Source organism: Caulobacter sp. ErkDOM-E, from assembly GCF_048541895.1.
Taxonomy (GTDB): domain Bacteria; phylum Pseudomonadota; class Alphaproteobacteria; order Caulobacterales; family Caulobacteraceae; genus Caulobacter.
Window position 1 is genome coordinate 3,929,661 of sequence record NZ_CP183331.1, and the last position, 15,120, is coordinate 3,944,780.

A 15,120-nucleotide genomic window follows, 5' to 3' on the forward strand; every position below is an offset into this window, starting at 1 on the left:
CGAGCGTTCCGAGGGCTTAGGCGAAGGTCGACGAGAAGCTGTCGAGCGCGCTTTTCAGCGTGTTCTCCAGATCCTTGTCGAGGGCCTTCTTGGTGCGGATGCCGTCCAGCAGATCCTTGTGCTGGCTGTGCAGGCGCGCCAGGAACTCGGTCTCAAAACGACGAACCGACGAGGTCGGGATGGCGTCCAGATAGCCGCGCGTGCCGGCATAGATCACGCAGACCTGCTCTTCGACGGCTTGCGGCGAATATTGCGGCTGCTTGAGCAGCTCGGTCAGGCGCTCGCCGCGGGCCAGCATCTTCTGGGTCGAGGCGTCGAGGTCCGAACCGAACTTCGCAAAGGCGGCCATTTCACGATACTGGGCCAGTTCGCCCTTAATCGCGCCGGCGACCTGCTTCATCGCCTTGATCTGGGCCGAGGAGCCGACGCGCGACACCGAGATGCCGACGTTCACGGCGGGGCGGATGCCCTGATAGAACAGGTCGGTTTCCAGGAAGATCTGGCCGTCGGTGATCGAGATCACGTTGGTCGGGATGTAGGCCGAGACGTCGTTGGCCTGGGTTTCGATGATCGGCAGAGCCGTCAGCGAGCCCGAACCATTTTCTTCGTTCAGCTTGGCGGCGCGTTCCAGCAGGCGGGAGTGCAGGTAGAACACGTCGCCCGGATAGGCTTCGCGGCCCGGCGGGCGGCGCAGCAGCAGGGACATCTGGCGGTAGGCGACGGCTTGCTTGGACAGATCGTCATAGATGATCAGGCCGTGCAGGCCGTTGTCGCGGAACCACTCGCCCATGGCGCAACCCGAGAACGGGGCCAGGTACTGCAGCGGCGCCGGCTCGGACGCCGAGGCGACGACGACGATGGTGTATTCCAGGGCGCCGTGCTCTTCGAGCGTCTTGACGATCTGGGCGACGGTCGAACGCTTCTGGCCGATGGCGACATAGACGCAATAGAGCTTGGCGCTCTCGTCCTTGCCGGCGTTGGCGGCCTTCTGGTTCAGGATGGTGTCGATGGCGACGGCGGTCTTGCCGGTCTGACGGTCACCGATGATCAGTTCGCGCTGGCCGCGGCCGACGGGGATCAGCGTGTCGATCGACTTCAGGCCGGTCTGCACGGGCTCGTGCACCGACTTGCGGGGGATGATGCCCGGAGCCTTGACGTCGACGCGGCGACGCTCGGTCGAAACGATCGGGCCCTTGCCGTCGATCGGCTCGCCCAGCGGGTTGACGACGCGGCCCAGCAGGCCACGGCCGACCGGAACGTCGACGATCTCGCCCAGACGACGGACTTCGTCGCCTTCCTTGATGGCCTGGTCCTGACCGAAGATCACGCAACCGACATTGTCGCGCTCGAGGTTCAGGGCCATGCCCTTCACGCCGGCCTTCGGGAACTCGACCATTTCGCCGGCCTGGACGTTGTCCAGACCGTAGATGCGGGCGATGCCGTCACCGACGGACAGCACCTGGCCGACGTCGGAAACAGCGGCGTCGTCGCCGAAATTGGCGATCTGCGACTTGAGGATGGCCGAAATCTCGGCGGCGCGGATGTCCATGGCTGTCTTGGGCTCTCTGCGATTTTTATCTTTTGACGCGCTTATAAAGGTTTAGGCGCGCTTCAGGGCGAATTTCAGGGAATCGAGCTTCGAACGGAGCGAAGCATCGAACAGGCGGGAGCCGACGCGCACCTTGACGCCACCCAGGAGGGAGGCGTCGATGCGGGTCGAAAGTTCGGGGGTCTTGCCCAGCGCCGAAGCCAGGGCGGCTTGCACGCCCTTCAGCTGGGCGGCGGTCAGTTCGGTCGCCGAGATCACCTCGGCCGAGACGACGCCGCGATGCTTGGCCGAAAGTTCGGAAAAGGCGGTGATCGCGCCCATCAGGTCGCCGGCGCGGCCATTGGTGGCCACCAGGCCGAGGAACTTGCTGGTCAGGGGCTGGAAGCCGGCCTTCTTGGCGATGGCGGCCAGACCCTTGGCCTTGTCTTCCGACGAGAAGGCGGGCGAAGCGACAAGGCGGCGCAGATCGGCGCTGTCGGCATACATCGCCTTCAACGACTTCAGGTCGGCCTCGACCTTGGTCAGTTGATTGCCTTCGATCGTCAGTTCGAACAGGGACTGCGCATAGCGCTGACCCGCATCCGTCGCCTTGGTTTCGTCCGCCACTTGGTATCCGCCCGGTGCGTTGCAATGGCCGCGGACAAGAAGATTAACCCTTGTCCCGGCTTAAAGGCTTGAGCGCGCTTGGAAAAAGCACATGTAGAACCGGTGCTGATGCGCCGGCTCGTCTGAAGCCGCGCGCCTGATAACACGGGCTTTTCGCAGTCGCAACCAAACCGGCGCGATCAGACCCCGACGCGGCGAAACACCGCCGAGGCGGCGGCGGCGAGGGTTCCGTTACGGCGCCGCACTTCGCCCTGCGCGAACACCAGGCTGCGCGTCGACCGTTCCACCCAGGCGCGGACCGCCAGGTCGTCGTCAGACCCTGCCTCGGAGCCGTCCGGGCCGTAGTCGATGGTCAGGGACGATGGGCGGGTTTCAGCCCCGGCGATATCGCGCAGGGCGGCTTCCAGTTGGGCGGCGAGGGTCGTGCTCATGGATGTTCAACTACGCAGGATCGGCGAAAAGAAAAAGGGCGGCGGGACAGGCCCGCCGCCCCATCAGGCGAATGCTCGAGGAAACAGCCAGACAGGACGAAGATCGCCCCAACGCGTCCGGGTACTAAACAGAGGTGGCTCAGGCGGCCTTGGCCGAGGCGTTGCAGCGCGCCAGGTCTTCGGCGTCCAGCGACTTGGTCTCGCCGCCGAAGGCCGAAACGCGGCCGACTTCCTTGGCCAGGACCTTGCAGGACGCGGCCGTGATGGCGCGCGAGGGGGCCGAGGTCGCGACGCATTCAGCGCCGTCGCAGACAAACACCGCGCCGCCGGCGACGATCTTGGTCTTGGCGGCGACCGGGGCTTCCAGGGCGGCGGCGACGCGGCCATCGGCCAGGGCGGCGCCAGCAAACATGGAAACGGACAGAGCGGCGACAGCCGCAAGGGTACGGAGCTTCATAGGAGCCCTCCAACGTTCAGGGGAGTTATGTGAAGATCGATGATCGGCGAAAGCGTACTGGTCGTTCAGGCTTTGGGGACGCAAGCATCGGTATCCCCACCGACGCGACAAAGCTGAACTAAGCACTGCTTAGATATCAGTGATAAGCGATTGCGCAAGCGGAATTTGATTCGCATGAGCAATTTGTAATGAAGCCCGGCGGATTTCAGAATCGACCAGCGCGCCCCGACGGGCGGCCAGCGCCGGCGCCTCCCGGGTTGGCGTCCGGGCTACAGGCCCAGGATTGAGTCGATCCGGCTCTCGGCCTTGGCGTGGATCTGCCGCTCTTCCACCATGCCCTCGAGCCGCGCATAGCGCCCGTTCTTGCCGACCTTACGGCGCAGCTGGTCGGCGGTCAGGAGGACAGGCGAAACCGCCGGGTCGGAGAAGCTGCCCATGAGGGCCGACAGCAGCGCGCCGATAAAGGCCGCCGCAACCGGTCCGGCCGCACCGTTGACGCCCTCGCCGAACACGGCCTCAAGACGGGCGATCAGCAATTCGCGGTTGGGCTGGTCGTCCAGCATGCCAATCAGCATCAGTACGCCGCCCTCGATGGCGACGGCCAGCACCACGGCCACCAGCACGCCCAGCAGTCGGGGCCGGACGAAAAGTCCGAGCGCCGCGCCGATGATCGCTGCTGTGGCGATGGTGAACATGCGACCAGCCTAGCGAGGGTTGGTCAAAAGCCCGTTAAGAACGCCGATATTCCCAAGCGGCAGGCTTGGCTGCAACCCGACGCCGCGCATACTCGCCGGCAAGACAAAGAAAACATTGCAGGGAGGCTAGGCCATGGACTTCACCCTACCGCCGGAACTGACCGCCTATCTGGCCGTGCTCGACAAGTTCATCGAGGACGAGATCGCGCCCTTGCAGGCTCGCGACGACAACGAGCGGTTCTTCGACCACCGCCGCGAATGGGCCCGCACCGATTGGGACGGTGGCGGCCTGCCCCGCCATGACTGGGAAGAACTGCTGGCCAAGGCCCGCAAGCTGGCCGACGCCGCCGGCCACTATCGCTTCGCCCTGCCCCGCGAGTTCGGCGGCCAGGACGGCTCCAACCTCTGGATGGCGGTCATCCGCGAGCATCTGGCCTCCAAGGGCCTGGGCCTGTTCAACGACCTGCAGAACGAGCACTCGATCGTCGGCAACAATCCCTTCGTGCTGATGATCCGCGATTTTGGCCGGCCCGATCAGCAGCACCTGATCACCGACATGCTGGACAAGGGGGCCTTTCGTCCGACCTTCGGCCTGACCGAGCCCGAGCACGGCTCGGACGCCACCTTCATGGAGACCCGCGCGGTGCGCGAGGTTCACAAGGGCGAGGCCGGCTGGCGGATCAATGGAGAGAAGATGTGGACCACCGGCATGCACGCCGCCACCCACTGCTGCCTGTTCGCCCGCACCGACGGCGAGGATGGTTCGGCCAAGGGGATCACCGCCTTCCTGGTCCCGGCCCATGCCCCTGGCGTGAAGATCGAGGAATATCTCTGGACCTTCAACATGCCGACCGACCACCCGCGGGTCAGCTTCACCCAGGTGTGGGTCCCCGACAGCGCGATGTTCGGGCCCGAGGGCGGCGGCCTAGCCCTGGCCCAGCACTTTGTGCACGAGAACCGCATCCGCCAGGCGGCCTCAAGCCTGGGCGCGGCGACCTTCTGCATAGAAGAGAGCGTGAAATACGCCCGCGTCCGCAAACCCTTCGGCAAGCCCCTGGCCGAGAACCAGGCCATCCAGTTCCCGCTGGTGGAACTGGCCAGCACCGCCGAGATGCTGCGCCTGCTGATCCGCAAGACCGCCTGGGAAATGGACCAGATGACCAAGCCGGAGGTGGAAAAGCGCCTCTCCGACAAGGTCTCGATGTGTAACTACCAGGCCAACCGCCTGGTCTGCGAGGCCGCCGACCGGGCCATGCAGGTGCATGGCGGCATCGGCTATTCGCGCCACAAGCCGTTCGAGCACATCTATCGCCACCACCGCCGCTACCGGATCACCGAGGGGTCCGAGGAGATCCAGATCCGCAAGGTTGCGGCCTGGCTGTTCGGCTATCTGGGTCCCCGACGCAAAACCTTCGCGGAAATGGAGAAGGTTTAATCCCGGCCGACCTGACGCAGATCAACGGACGCGCTATCTAACGAGGGTATGCGAGCCGTGATGCTCGTATTGGAGGGCTGAATGAACCGTTTCGCCAAATCTTTCTCGCGCCTGGCGCTGGTCGCCGTGCTCGCCGCCGGCCTGGCCGGCTGCGGGATCAACACCATCCCCACCCAGGACGAGGCGACCAAGACGGCCTGGGCCGAGGTGCAGAACCAGTATCAGCGCCGCGCCGACCTGGTGCCCAACCTCGTGGCCACCGTGAAGGGCTACGCGGCCCAGGAAAAGGGCGTGCTGGTCGAGGTCACCGAGGCCCGCGCCAGCGCCACCCAGGTGAAGGTCGACGCCTCGACCATCACCGACCCGGCCACCTTTGAAAAATACGCCGCCGCCCAGGACAAGCTGTCGGGCGTGCTGGGTCGACTGATGATGATTCAGGAGAACTATCCCGACCTGAAGTCGAACCAGAACTTCATGGCCCTGCAAAGCCAACTGGAAGGCACGGAAAACCGCATCACCATCGCCCGGCGCGACTACAACCAGACGGCCCAGAAATACAACACGACGCTGCGGACCTTCCCCAGCATCATCTGGGCCAAGACGATGTATTCCAGCCAGAAGCCGGCCGTGCTGTTCCAGGCCACGGCCGCAGCGCAGTCGGCCCCGACGGTCAGCTTCGACGCGGCCCCGCCGGCCTCGGCTCCGGCCCAGTAAGTTGAAGACGACCAACCTTGTCATCCCGGCCAAGCGCGAAGCGCGCCGAGCCGGGACCGCCGGAAACGCCAGCGCTTGTCGCGGTCCCGGCTCTTCGCTGCGCTTCGGCCGGGATGACAGGAATTGGATTGGCGGCCTGATTGCCGCATTGGTCGTGCTTTGCCTGGCCCTTCCCGCCTTCGCCGCGCCGAAGTTCCCGCCGCTGAGCGGCCGAGTGGTCGACGAGGCCAATATCCTCTCGCCGCAGGTCGAGGCGGACCTGACGGGCAAGCTGAAGGCGCTCGAAGACTCCACCGGCCGTCAGCTGGTGGTGGCCACCGTGCCCAGCCTGCAGGGCTATGAGATCGAGGACTATGGCTACCAGCTGGGCCGCACCTGGGGCCTTGGCGACAAGGACCGGGATGACGGCGTCATCCTGCTGGTCGCCCCCACCGAGAAGAAGGTGCGCATCGAGGTCGGCTATGGCCTGGAGCCGGTGCTGACCGACGCCCTGTCCAGCGTCATCATCCAGAGCGCCATCCTCCCGAAATTCAAGGCCGGCGACCTGCCGGGCGGCATCATCGCCGGCGCCGATGAGCTGCTGACACAGCTGTCCCTGCCCGACGACGAGGCCCGGGCCAAGGTCGCCCAGGCGGCCAAGCCCCAACCCTCAAGCTCCGGCTCGGGCTCGGGCTTTTCGCCGATCGCGGCGCTGCTGATCGGCCTGTTCGTGTTCTTCCTGATCACCCGCCTGCTGCCGGGACGGCGCGGACGGCGCGGCGGTCTGGGCTCGGCCCTGCCCTGGATCATCCTCAACGCCCTGACCAGCGGCGGCGGCAGTGGTCGCGGCGGCGGCGGTGGCGGGTTCTCCGGCGGCGGCGGCTCGTTTGGCGGCGGCGGAAGTTCGGGGAGCTGGTGATGCGCAAGATGACCCCTGAGGACCAGGCCCGCATCGCCGAGGCCGTTGCGGCGGCCGAAAAGACCACCGCCGGCGAGATCTTCTGCGTGCTGGCGCCCGAGGTTTCAGACTATCGCGAGACGCCGCTGGTCTGGGCGGCGGCGGCGGCCCTGATCCTGCCGGCCGGCGGCCTGCTGGCCGGACTGCGGCCGGACATGCTGACCCGGCTGTTTGGCGGCTGGACCGTCGGCCACGCCTCGGCCACCGACGGCGCCATCCTGTCGGCCCTGTCGATCTATATCGGCCTGCAGGCGGCGATCTTCATTGTGGCCGCCCTGCTGGTCTCGATCCCGCCGATCCGCCGCGCCCTGACGCCCGGCCCGCTGAAGGCGGCGGCGGTCAGGCGCGCGGCCATGGAGCAGTTCATGAGCCATGGCCTGCACCTGACCCGCGACCGCACCGGGGTGCTGATCTTCGCCGCCCTGGCCGAGCACCGCGTCGAGGTCATCGCCGACGAGGGCATCTACAAGGCCGCCCCCAATGCGGTCTGGGACGAGGTGGTCGCCGATCTCGTGGCCGGCCTGAAACGCGGAAAGATCGCAGACGGCTTCGTCGCCGCCGTCACCCGGGTGGGCGAGATCCTGTCCAGCCATGTACCGGTGCGCGAGGCCGACACCAATGAACTGCCCAATGGCCTGACGATCCTGCCCAAGGGCTGACGCCATGACCGGGGACGCCAGCCGCCGGGAGTTCCGACGCGTCTGGCTCTTCCTGGGCCTGGTCTTCCTGATCAGTTGGGGCGTCGGCGGCCTCTATCTGGTGTTCCCCGCGCCCCTGACAGCCGCCTTTGGTCCCTTCGCCTATGGGTCTGCGGCCTATCTTCTGGCCGCCTGTTCGCCGACGCTGGTCGCTGTGGGACTAACCCTGGCCTTCGAAGGACCGGCCGGCCTTGCGCGACTTGGCCGCCGGTTGCTGCAGACGACGCCGCTCTGGGCCGTGGCCCTGGCGTTCCTGGCCCTGCCGACCATCGCCCTGGCCCTTAGCCTGCTGGCGCCACCGTTTGGCGCATGGCCAGTGCGCCCCGCCGACGTACTGGTCGCAACGCCGCTGATCCTGTTCACCACCGCCCAGATCCTCACCAATTCCGGCCCGCTGGGCGAGGAGCTGGGCTGGCGGGGCTATGCCCTGCCCCGGCTGCTGGACCGCTGGCCGCCCCTGATCGCCGGCGGCGCATTGGGCGTCATCTGGACGATCTGGCACATCCCGGCCTTTCTGTTTTCCGGCATCGTCGCCACACCGCTGTCGGATCTGGGCTGGTACGCTCTGGGCACGGTCGCCCTGTCGCTGCTGATGACCTGGCTGTTTCTGCGCACGCGCGGCAGCGTGCTGATCGCCGGGATCATCCCGCACTTCGTGATCAACGGCCTCGGCGTCGTCGGCGCCTGGCGGACCCGACCGGCTGAAGCCATCGCCCTGGCCCTGCTGGCCATGGCGCTTTTCGTCTTTTGGCCGCCAGATGGCCGCAAGCAACCCTAGAGAGGAACCGCCATGTCCAGCATCGATCCAACCCGCGAACAGTTCGACGCCTTCAAGGGCCTGCCGCGCGATGCGCCGATCCAGATGCTGAACCTGGTGCGGCTCAAGGCCATGGCCGACTATCCCGCCGACCATCCCGAGCACGGCAAGGGCCGGTCGGGCCTGGAGGCCTACCGCGCCTATGGCCGCGAGACCGCCGCGCTGTTTGCGAAACTGGGCGGCAAGCAGATCTGGGCGGGCAAGCCGGAACTGGTCCTGACCGGACCGACCGACGAGCGCTGGGACCTGGCCTTTATCGCCGAGTATCCCAACGCCGGGGCCTTCTTCGCCATGGTCACCGACACGGACTATCGCGAACACGTCAAGCACCGGCAGGCGGCGGTCGAGGACTCGCGGCTGATCCGGCTGTCGCCGATGACGCCGGGCGAGGGGTTTGGGGAGTAGGGGGCTGAAGACTTGCCCCCTCCGCGCTGACGCGCTCCTCCCCCGGAGGGGGAAGATGAAGCGCGCGGACCTCATCTTCCCCCTCCGGGGGAGGACGGCTGCGCAGCAGCCAGGAGGGGGCAAGTGACTTAGACGGCCTACTCCGCCGCCAGGGCCATCGGCGCGGACTTCGCCCCGCGCACCAGCCGTCCCGGCAGAGCCCCGGTCGGCTCGCCGTCGCGGTAGGTGACCACGCCACCGACGATCGTGGCCACATAGCCGTGGGCCTTCTGGGTCAGCCGTCGACCGCCGGCCGGCAGGTCGTAGGCGACGCGGGGCGCCTCCAGGCTCAGGGCCTCATAGTCGATGACGTTCAGATCGGCCCGATAGCCCGGCGCGATCAGGCCGCGATCCATCAGGCCGACCGTCAGGGCGGTGTCGCGGGTCTGCATCGCCACCATGGCTTCCAGCGCGATGCGCGGGCCGCGCGTGCGGTCGCGGGTCCAGTGGATCAGGTTGCTGGTCGGGAAGCTGCCGTCGCAGATCATGCCCACATGTGCCCCGCCGTCCGACAGGCCCGGCACGGTGTCCCTGTGGTTCAGCATGGCGAAGCTGGGATCCAGCGAGCCGCCGGCATAGTTCAGGAACGGGTGATACAGCATGCCCCGCCCGTCGTTCTCGAGCAGGGCGTCCAGCGCGACCTGCGCCGGATCGCGCCCCGAAGCGGCGGCGCGGGCGGCCACCGTCATCTCGGCGGTCGGCTCATAGTCGGGGACCGCGCCCATCGGGAACAGATTGTCCCAGGCGCGCAGGGCGCTGCCGGCGAACGGGCCCTGTGGGTCGCCCTCCTCGGCCAGCAGGCGGGCGCGGAAATCGGGATCCCGCAGGGCGGCCACGCGCTCGGCCAGGGGCAGTCTGGCGATCTCGCCATAGACCGCGCTCTGGCTGAACGGATTGAGGGTCAGCTCCAGTCCGAACAGCACCCCCACCGGACGCCCGCAGACCTGGGCCTTGATCGGCACACCCGCGTCGGCGGCGTCCTGCAGGCCCGCCAGCATCAGTTTCCAGCCGTCCGGCGACTTGGGGCTCTGGACCAGCGAGAACGACAGGGGCCGTCCCGAACGCTCGACGATCCGGCGCAGCATGGCCAGCTCGGCCAGACCGTCGGGGAAGAAGTCCGAGACCAGTTGCAGCACGCCCTTACCAGCCGCGGCCAGGCCCATGGCGATGCCGGTCAGCTCATCCTCGCCCGCCGTCAGGGTCGGGGTCGGCTGGCCGTCGCTAGTGCGGTGATTGAGGGTGCGCGAGGTGGAAAAGCCCAGCGCCCCGGCCTCTACCGCCCGCTTGGCGATGGCGGCCATGGCGGCGATGTCGGCGGGCGTCGCCGGCTCGCGATTGGCCCCGCGCTCGCCCATCACGAACACCCGCAGCGCCGCGTGCGGCAGCTGGGCGCCGATATCGACGTCGAAGGCCCGCGCCTCCAGCGCGTCGAGATAGTCAGGAAAGCTCTCCCAGTTCCAGGGCAGGCCCTCGGTCAGGACGGGGAAGGGAATGTCCTCCACCCCCTCCATCAGGCGGATCAGCCGGTCGCGGTCCTCCGGCCTGCAGGGCGCGAAGCCGACGCCGCAATTGCCCATCACCACCGTGGTGACGCCATGGCCCGAGCTGGGCGTCATGCGCGCGTCCCAGGTCGCCTGGCCGTCATAGTGGGTGTGGATGTCGACAAAGCCGGGTGTGACGATGCGGCCCCGCGCATCGATCTCCTCGGCGCCCGCCGCCAGATCCGGGCCGACGGCGACGATCACCCCATCCTTGACCGCAACGTCGGCGAAGACGGCCGGCGCGCCGGTCCCGTCGACAACCTGACCACCGCGCAGCACGAGATCATAAAGCCGACCCGGCATCCTGGCCTCCCACCTCTATCGTTGCTGGCAAGCGTCCGTTGGGTGGCGGCCCCGGTCAAGGCTTCCGCCCCGGAAAGCAGAACGGGGCGACCAGCCTGGCCGCCCCGTACCGCCGATCCCGAAGGGTCGAGGACGGACTAGAAGGTCCGCCGCACCGTCACGCCCATCGTGCGCGGCTGGCCGACCGTGTAGCCAAGGCGCGCCCGGCCGCCGCGTTCGCGATCAAACGACAGCAGCGGGTTCTCGTCGAACACGTTGTTGGCGTAGGCGATGAGGTCGACGCCGTTGTCCATCTCCAGGCCGATGCTGAAATTGACGATCTCGTAGCTAGGCAGCTGCAGATTGACGACCGTCGGCACGGTTCCGGTGGCCCCGCCGAACGCCAGGCCCGAGGTGAAGGAGCGCGGATTGTTCTCCTGGTCGCTGGCTTGCGTATAGCGGCTGCCGATGTGCTGCACCGAGGCGGTGGCATAGGCTTCCATGCCCGAGCGGACGGTCCACGAATAGGTGGCGTCGGCCGAGATCTGGAACTTGGGCACCGACGGCAGGCGGTTGCCCTCGCGGATGCCGCCCAGCACCGCGCCCGACCCGTCCTTCACGGTCGAGTCGAACTCGGCTTCCAGCAGGCTGCCCGAGACGCCGATATCGAAGCCCGGCGCCAGACGCGCGGAGAACTCGGCCTCGATGCCCTTGGTGTGGGCCTTGGGCACGTTGAACACCACGCGCGAGGAGCACGAGCCGGCGTCCAGGGTCGTCTGCAGGTTCTTGATGTCGGTATAGAAGACGGCGCTGTTGAAGCTGATCCCGCCGAAACGCGACTTCACGCCGGCCTCGTAGTTCCACAGCGTCTCGTCGTCATAGGACTGGAAGCCGCCGAAGATGGCCTTGTCCTGTGGCGAGCACAGCGGCAGGTTCAGCGGGTCATTGACGCCGCCGAGCCGGAAGCCCTGGGCGGCCTGGGCATTGAACGTCACCGTGTCGCTGGCCTCGTAGGCCACCAGAACCCGGGGCGTGAAGCCGTCGGACGCGGTCTTGTCGACCTGGTTGTCGCCGTTGGCGAACAGGCCGCCCGACTTGAACTGGCGGGTTTCCTCGAAGTCATAGAACCGCCCGCCGGCCGTGACGGTCAGCTTGTCCAGCTTGTAGCTGGCTTCGCCGAACAGGGCCTTCTGCTTGATGTTGTAGGGCAAGGAGGCGTTGTAGGGCGAGTTGCGGGGGAAGCCGTTGGCCACCGCCGCCGAGGTGCCGGCGCCCAGGGTGGCGTCGGTAAAGGCGTCATAGCCGGGGGTGGGCAGGCGCTGGTCATAGATGCGGTCGACCTCGGAATAGAAGCCGCCGAACACCCACTGGAACGGGCCATCGCCGGTCGAGCCCAGGCGCAGCTCCTGGGTGAATTGCTCCAGGTCCGTGGTGTCGACCAGCTTGGACGGCAGCAGCACGGCCGCCGACGGATAGCCCAGATCCACCGAGACGCTGCCGGTCAGGGCGCTGGCGTCGCGGTCGATGTGGATCTTGCGATCGACATAGCTGGTCACCGAGGTCAGCTCGACGGCGCCCATCCCGATCGAGGCGGTCAGGTCGGTGAGCAGGGTGTCGTCAGCGAAGCTTTCATCCAGCAGCAGATGCTGTTCACGCTCGCCCAGTCGCACCGGCGTGCGGCTGGTGGTGTTGGGGTTGGCGAACAGGTTGAAGGCTTCCTGGCGGTTGAAGCCGTTGGCGCGGATCTCCTGATAGACCACCCGCGGCGTGATGCTGATGGTCTCGGTCGGTTGCAGCAGCACCGACACGCGGCCGCCGGTGCGGCTGCCGTCATTGACGTTCTTCTTGCGACCGCCGCCCTCGGTGCGGGCGTCGATGAAGCCGGCATACTTCGTATAATAGCCCACCGCGCGCACGGCGACCTTGTCGGAGACCGGCAGATTGACCGCGCCCTTGACGTAGCCGCCGGTGTCGTCGCCATCGACCATGTTGGCATTGGCCTCGACCACGCCGGAGAAGGCGCCGATCTTGGGCTGGTTGGTGATGTAGCGGATGGTGCCGCCCACCGACCCCGAGCCGAACAGCGTGCCCTGCGGGCCGCGCAGGGTTTCCACCCGGTTCAGGTCAAAGAGGTCGATGTCGGGGGTGAACAGCGACAGCGAGATCACCGACTCGTCGAGATAGACCCCGACCTGTTCCTTGACGCCCGGCTGGTCGCGAACCACCTGGCCGGCCGAAACGCCGCGCACCGAGACCTGGCTCTGGCCGGGGCCGAGGTTCTGGATCGTCAGGCTGGCGACATTGCGCGACAGGTCTTCCAGGGTGACCGCGCCGGAACGCTGGATGTCCTGCTGGGTCTGGGCGTTGATCGAAAACGGCACGTCCAGAATGGTCGAGTCGCGCTTGGTGGCGGTGACGATGATTTCCTCGACGGTGGAGTCCTGGGCCGCAGCCAGGGAGGGCAGGGCCACAAGGCCCGCCAAGGCGGTGGCGGCCAGCAGCGCATGGCGGGTGCGGGGGCGCCGGTTCGTAGAGCTCATGTGTAGTCCTCCCAGACGTTTTTCGCGGTCTCTGGGCCAGGCCCGGCCGCAACCTGAGGGTTCATGTTCAGGTCAATCAAAGTCAACGCCGATTCAGGACGTGCTCGGACGAGTCTCCCGCCTTGTGTCCCGGCTGGCGCACATCCGCAGCATGGAGGCATGGACCGGGCTCGGGAGGGTAAAATCAGGGTCAAGGATTGCGCGGCAAAGCCAAGACACCGGTGTCCCGCCCCGTCCAACGGCGCAGGCCGCCCGCGCCCGGCCGGGCCAAAGCCGCTTTACGTGCGCGTGACCTTTCGCCAGCGGGATTCCGAGTCTAGGGTGGCCGCCAATTCAAACTAACGTTTAACGGGGAGAAGCGCCCAATGCGCGAAGCGGTCATCGTCTCTTACGCCCGCACCGGTCTGGCCAAGTCAGTCCGCGGTGGTTTCAACAACACCCATGGCGCGGCCATGGCCGGTCACGCCATCCAGCACGCCGTGTCGCGCGCCGGCCTCGACGGCGGCGAAGTGGAAGACGTGGCCCTGGGCTGCGGCGGTCCTGAAGGCGCCACCGGCATGAACGTGGCGCGCAACGCCGCCATGTGGGCCGGTCTGCCGGTCACCGTTTCGGGCCAGACCATCAACCGCTTCTGCTCGTCGGGCCTGCAGGCCATCGCCACGGCGGCCAACTATGTTCGCAACGACGGCGCCAATGTCGCCATCGGTGGCGGCGTCGAGTCGATCTCGCTGGTCAATGCGGGCGGTCACATGAACCGATTCCACATCACCGAAGAAAAGCTGATGAAGTCCCATCCGGCCCTGTGGATGGCGATGATCGACACCGCCGACATCGTGGCCAAGCGCTACAATATCAGCCGCGAATACCAGGACGAATACGCCCTGCGCAGCCAGCAGCGCATCGCCGCCGCCCAGGCCGCCGGCCTGTTCAAGGACGAGATCGTCCCGATGGCCACCAAGATGAAGGTGGTCAACAAGGAAACCAAGGAAGAGAGCTTCGTCGACTACATGGTCGACAAGGACGAGTGCAACCGCGCTGACACCACCCTGGAAGGCCTGAGCAGCCTCAAGCCGGTGATGGGCGAAGGCAAGTTCGTCACCGCCGGCAACGCCAGCCAGCTGTCGGACGGCGCCGCCGCCGTGGTGGTGATGGAAGCCGCCGAGGCCGCCCGTCGCGGCCTGACCCCGCTGGGCGCCTTCCGCGGCTTCGCCGTCGCCGGCTGCGAGCCCGACGAGATGGGCATCGGCCCGGTCTATGCCGTGCCGCGCCTGCTGGAACGCCACGGCCTGAAGGTCGATGACATCGACCTGTGGGAACTGAACGAAGCCTTCGCCAGCCAGTGCCTCTACAGCCGCGACAAGCTGGGCATCGATCCGGAGAAGTACAACGTCAACGGCGGCTCGATCGCCATCGGCCACCCCTTCGGCATGACCGGCGCCCGCTGCGCCGGCCACCTGCTGCTGGAAGGCAAGCGTCGCGGCGCCAAGCTGGGCGTGGTGACCATGTGCATCGGCGGCGGCATGGGCGCGGCGGGTCTGTTCGAGATCTTCTGATTTATGGTGTCATCCCGGAAGCCTCGCAGAGGCTATCCGGGACCACGGCAAGCGCTGAGCTTCCTGCGGTCCCGGCTCTTCGCTGCGCTACGGCCGGGATGACACGCAGATAGAGCCCAGTGGGGCCGGAAACCTTCAATCGGGTTTCCGGCCCTTTCTGCATCCTGACGGGACGTTCGGCCTTCTTTTGGGGGCGCCACTTGAACCCCGGCCTTTGGCAACCATCTGTGTTGCCGAAGGCGCATCCCGCGATTGCCGCGTGACGCCAGACCAGAGACCCGCCATGGCCATCAAGGCCTTCTTCGCCCTCGCCCTTGTCCTCGCTGTCACCATCGGCCTGCTGCTGCCCACCCCCGGCGCCAACAAGCCCCGCCACGCTCAATCATCGATCGAGACGATCGAACTGGGACGAGGCTAGGGT

At 67.0% G+C, this 15,120-nt stretch carries 15 protein-coding genes; 8 read left to right on the forward strand and 7 right to left on the reverse strand.

Going from position 1 to position 15,120, the window contains the following annotated elements; genetic code table 11:
• Window positions 1–16 precede the first annotated feature (16 nt).
• The 5 genes from atpA to ACN2C7_RS19250 form a co-directional block, all read right to left on the reverse strand.
• A complete protein-coding gene (gene atpA, locus ACN2C7_RS19230) occupies window positions 17–1,549 on the reverse strand; it encodes a F0F1 ATP synthase subunit alpha (RefSeq protein ID WP_419319072.1) in 1,533 nt (510 codons plus the stop codon).
• A 51-nt stretch (window positions 1,550–1,600) separates the two neighbouring features.
• Window positions 1,601–2,155 carry a F0F1 ATP synthase subunit delta gene (locus ACN2C7_RS19235; RefSeq protein WP_419319073.1) on the reverse strand — a complete coding sequence of 185 codons (555 nt, stop codon included), beginning with the start codon at window positions 2,153–2,155 and terminating at the stop codon, window positions 1,601–1,603.
• Between the two features lie 179 nt (window positions 2,156–2,334).
• Complete coding sequence (locus ACN2C7_RS19240; protein WP_419319074.1) at window positions 2,335–2,586, reverse strand: hypothetical protein; 252 nt, start codon at window positions 2,584–2,586, stop codon at window positions 2,335–2,337.
• 139 nt (window positions 2,587–2,725) lie between these two features.
• Entirely contained in the window at window positions 2,726–3,043 is a 318-nt protein-coding gene (locus ACN2C7_RS19245; protein ID WP_419319075.1) for a CC_3452 family protein, read from the reverse strand.
• 269 nt (window positions 3,044–3,312) lie between these two features.
• Window positions 3,313–3,738 carry a hypothetical protein gene (locus ACN2C7_RS19250; RefSeq protein WP_419319076.1) on the reverse strand — a complete coding sequence of 142 codons (426 nt, stop codon included), beginning with the start codon at window positions 3,736–3,738 and terminating at the stop codon, window positions 3,313–3,315.
• Between the two features lie 133 nt (window positions 3,739–3,871).
• Here ACN2C7_RS19250 and ACN2C7_RS19255 point away from each other — a divergent pair, with 133 nt between their 5' ends.
• The 6 genes from ACN2C7_RS19255 (at window position 3,872) to ACN2C7_RS19280 (ending at window position 8,744) form a co-directional block, all read left to right on the forward strand.
• On the forward strand, window positions 3,872–5,173 hold the full coding sequence (locus tag ACN2C7_RS19255; RefSeq protein ID WP_419319077.1) for an acyl-CoA dehydrogenase family protein: 1,302 nt from the start codon (window positions 3,872–3,874) through the stop codon (window positions 5,171–5,173).
• An 81-nt stretch (window positions 5,174–5,254) separates the two neighbouring features.
• Window positions 5,255–5,887, forward strand: coding sequence for a LemA family protein (locus tag ACN2C7_RS19260; protein ID WP_419319078.1), 633 nt, complete (start codon window positions 5,255–5,257; stop codon window positions 5,885–5,887).
• A 148-nt stretch (window positions 5,888–6,035) separates the two neighbouring features.
• A complete protein-coding gene (locus tag ACN2C7_RS19265; protein ID WP_419319079.1) occupies window positions 6,036–6,785 on the forward strand; it encodes a TPM domain-containing protein in 750 nt (249 codons plus the stop codon).
• On the forward strand, window positions 6,785–7,483 hold the full coding sequence (locus ACN2C7_RS19270) for a TPM domain-containing protein (RefSeq protein WP_419319081.1): 699 nt from the start codon (window positions 6,785–6,787) through the stop codon (window positions 7,481–7,483). The genes ACN2C7_RS19265 and ACN2C7_RS19270 overlap by 1 nt, the downstream gene beginning before the upstream one ends.
• A gap of 4 nt (window positions 7,484–7,487) precedes the next feature.
• Window positions 7,488–8,300 (forward strand): CPBP family intramembrane glutamic endopeptidase, encoded by an 813-nt coding sequence (locus ACN2C7_RS19275; RefSeq protein ID WP_419319082.1) that lies wholly within the window; start codon window positions 7,488–7,490, stop codon window positions 8,298–8,300.
• A gap of 12 nt (window positions 8,301–8,312) precedes the next feature.
• Window positions 8,313–8,744: a DUF1330 domain-containing protein gene (locus ACN2C7_RS19280; protein ID WP_419319083.1), complete on the forward strand. Its 432-nt coding sequence runs from the start codon at window positions 8,313–8,315 to the stop codon at window positions 8,742–8,744.
• Between the two features lie 137 nt (window positions 8,745–8,881).
• Here the strand turns inward: ACN2C7_RS19280 and ACN2C7_RS19285 are convergent, their stop codons facing one another.
• Together ACN2C7_RS19285 and ACN2C7_RS19290 are read right to left on the reverse strand one after the other, a co-directional pair.
• On the reverse strand, window positions 8,882–10,627 hold the full coding sequence (locus tag ACN2C7_RS19285) for an N-acyl-D-amino-acid deacylase family protein (protein ID WP_419319084.1): 1,746 nt from the start codon (window positions 10,625–10,627) through the stop codon (window positions 8,882–8,884).
• 137 nt (window positions 10,628–10,764) lie between these two features.
• Window positions 10,765–13,146 carry a TonB-dependent receptor gene (locus ACN2C7_RS19290; protein WP_419319085.1) on the reverse strand — a complete coding sequence of 794 codons (2,382 nt, stop codon included), beginning with the start codon at window positions 13,144–13,146 and terminating at the stop codon, window positions 10,765–10,767.
• 365 nt (window positions 13,147–13,511) lie between these two features.
• On the opposite strand from ACN2C7_RS19290, the gene ACN2C7_RS19295 reads away from it, so the two are divergent.
• Together ACN2C7_RS19295 and ACN2C7_RS19300 are read left to right on the forward strand one after the other, a co-directional pair.
• Complete coding sequence (locus ACN2C7_RS19295; protein ID WP_419319086.1) at window positions 13,512–14,699, forward strand: acetyl-CoA C-acyltransferase; 1,188 nt, start codon at window positions 13,512–13,514, stop codon at window positions 14,697–14,699.
• 283 nt (window positions 14,700–14,982) lie between these two features.
• Entirely contained in the window at window positions 14,983–15,117 is a 135-nt protein-coding gene (locus ACN2C7_RS19300) for a hypothetical protein (RefSeq protein WP_419319087.1), read from the forward strand.
• Window positions 15,118–15,120 lie beyond the last annotated feature (3 nt).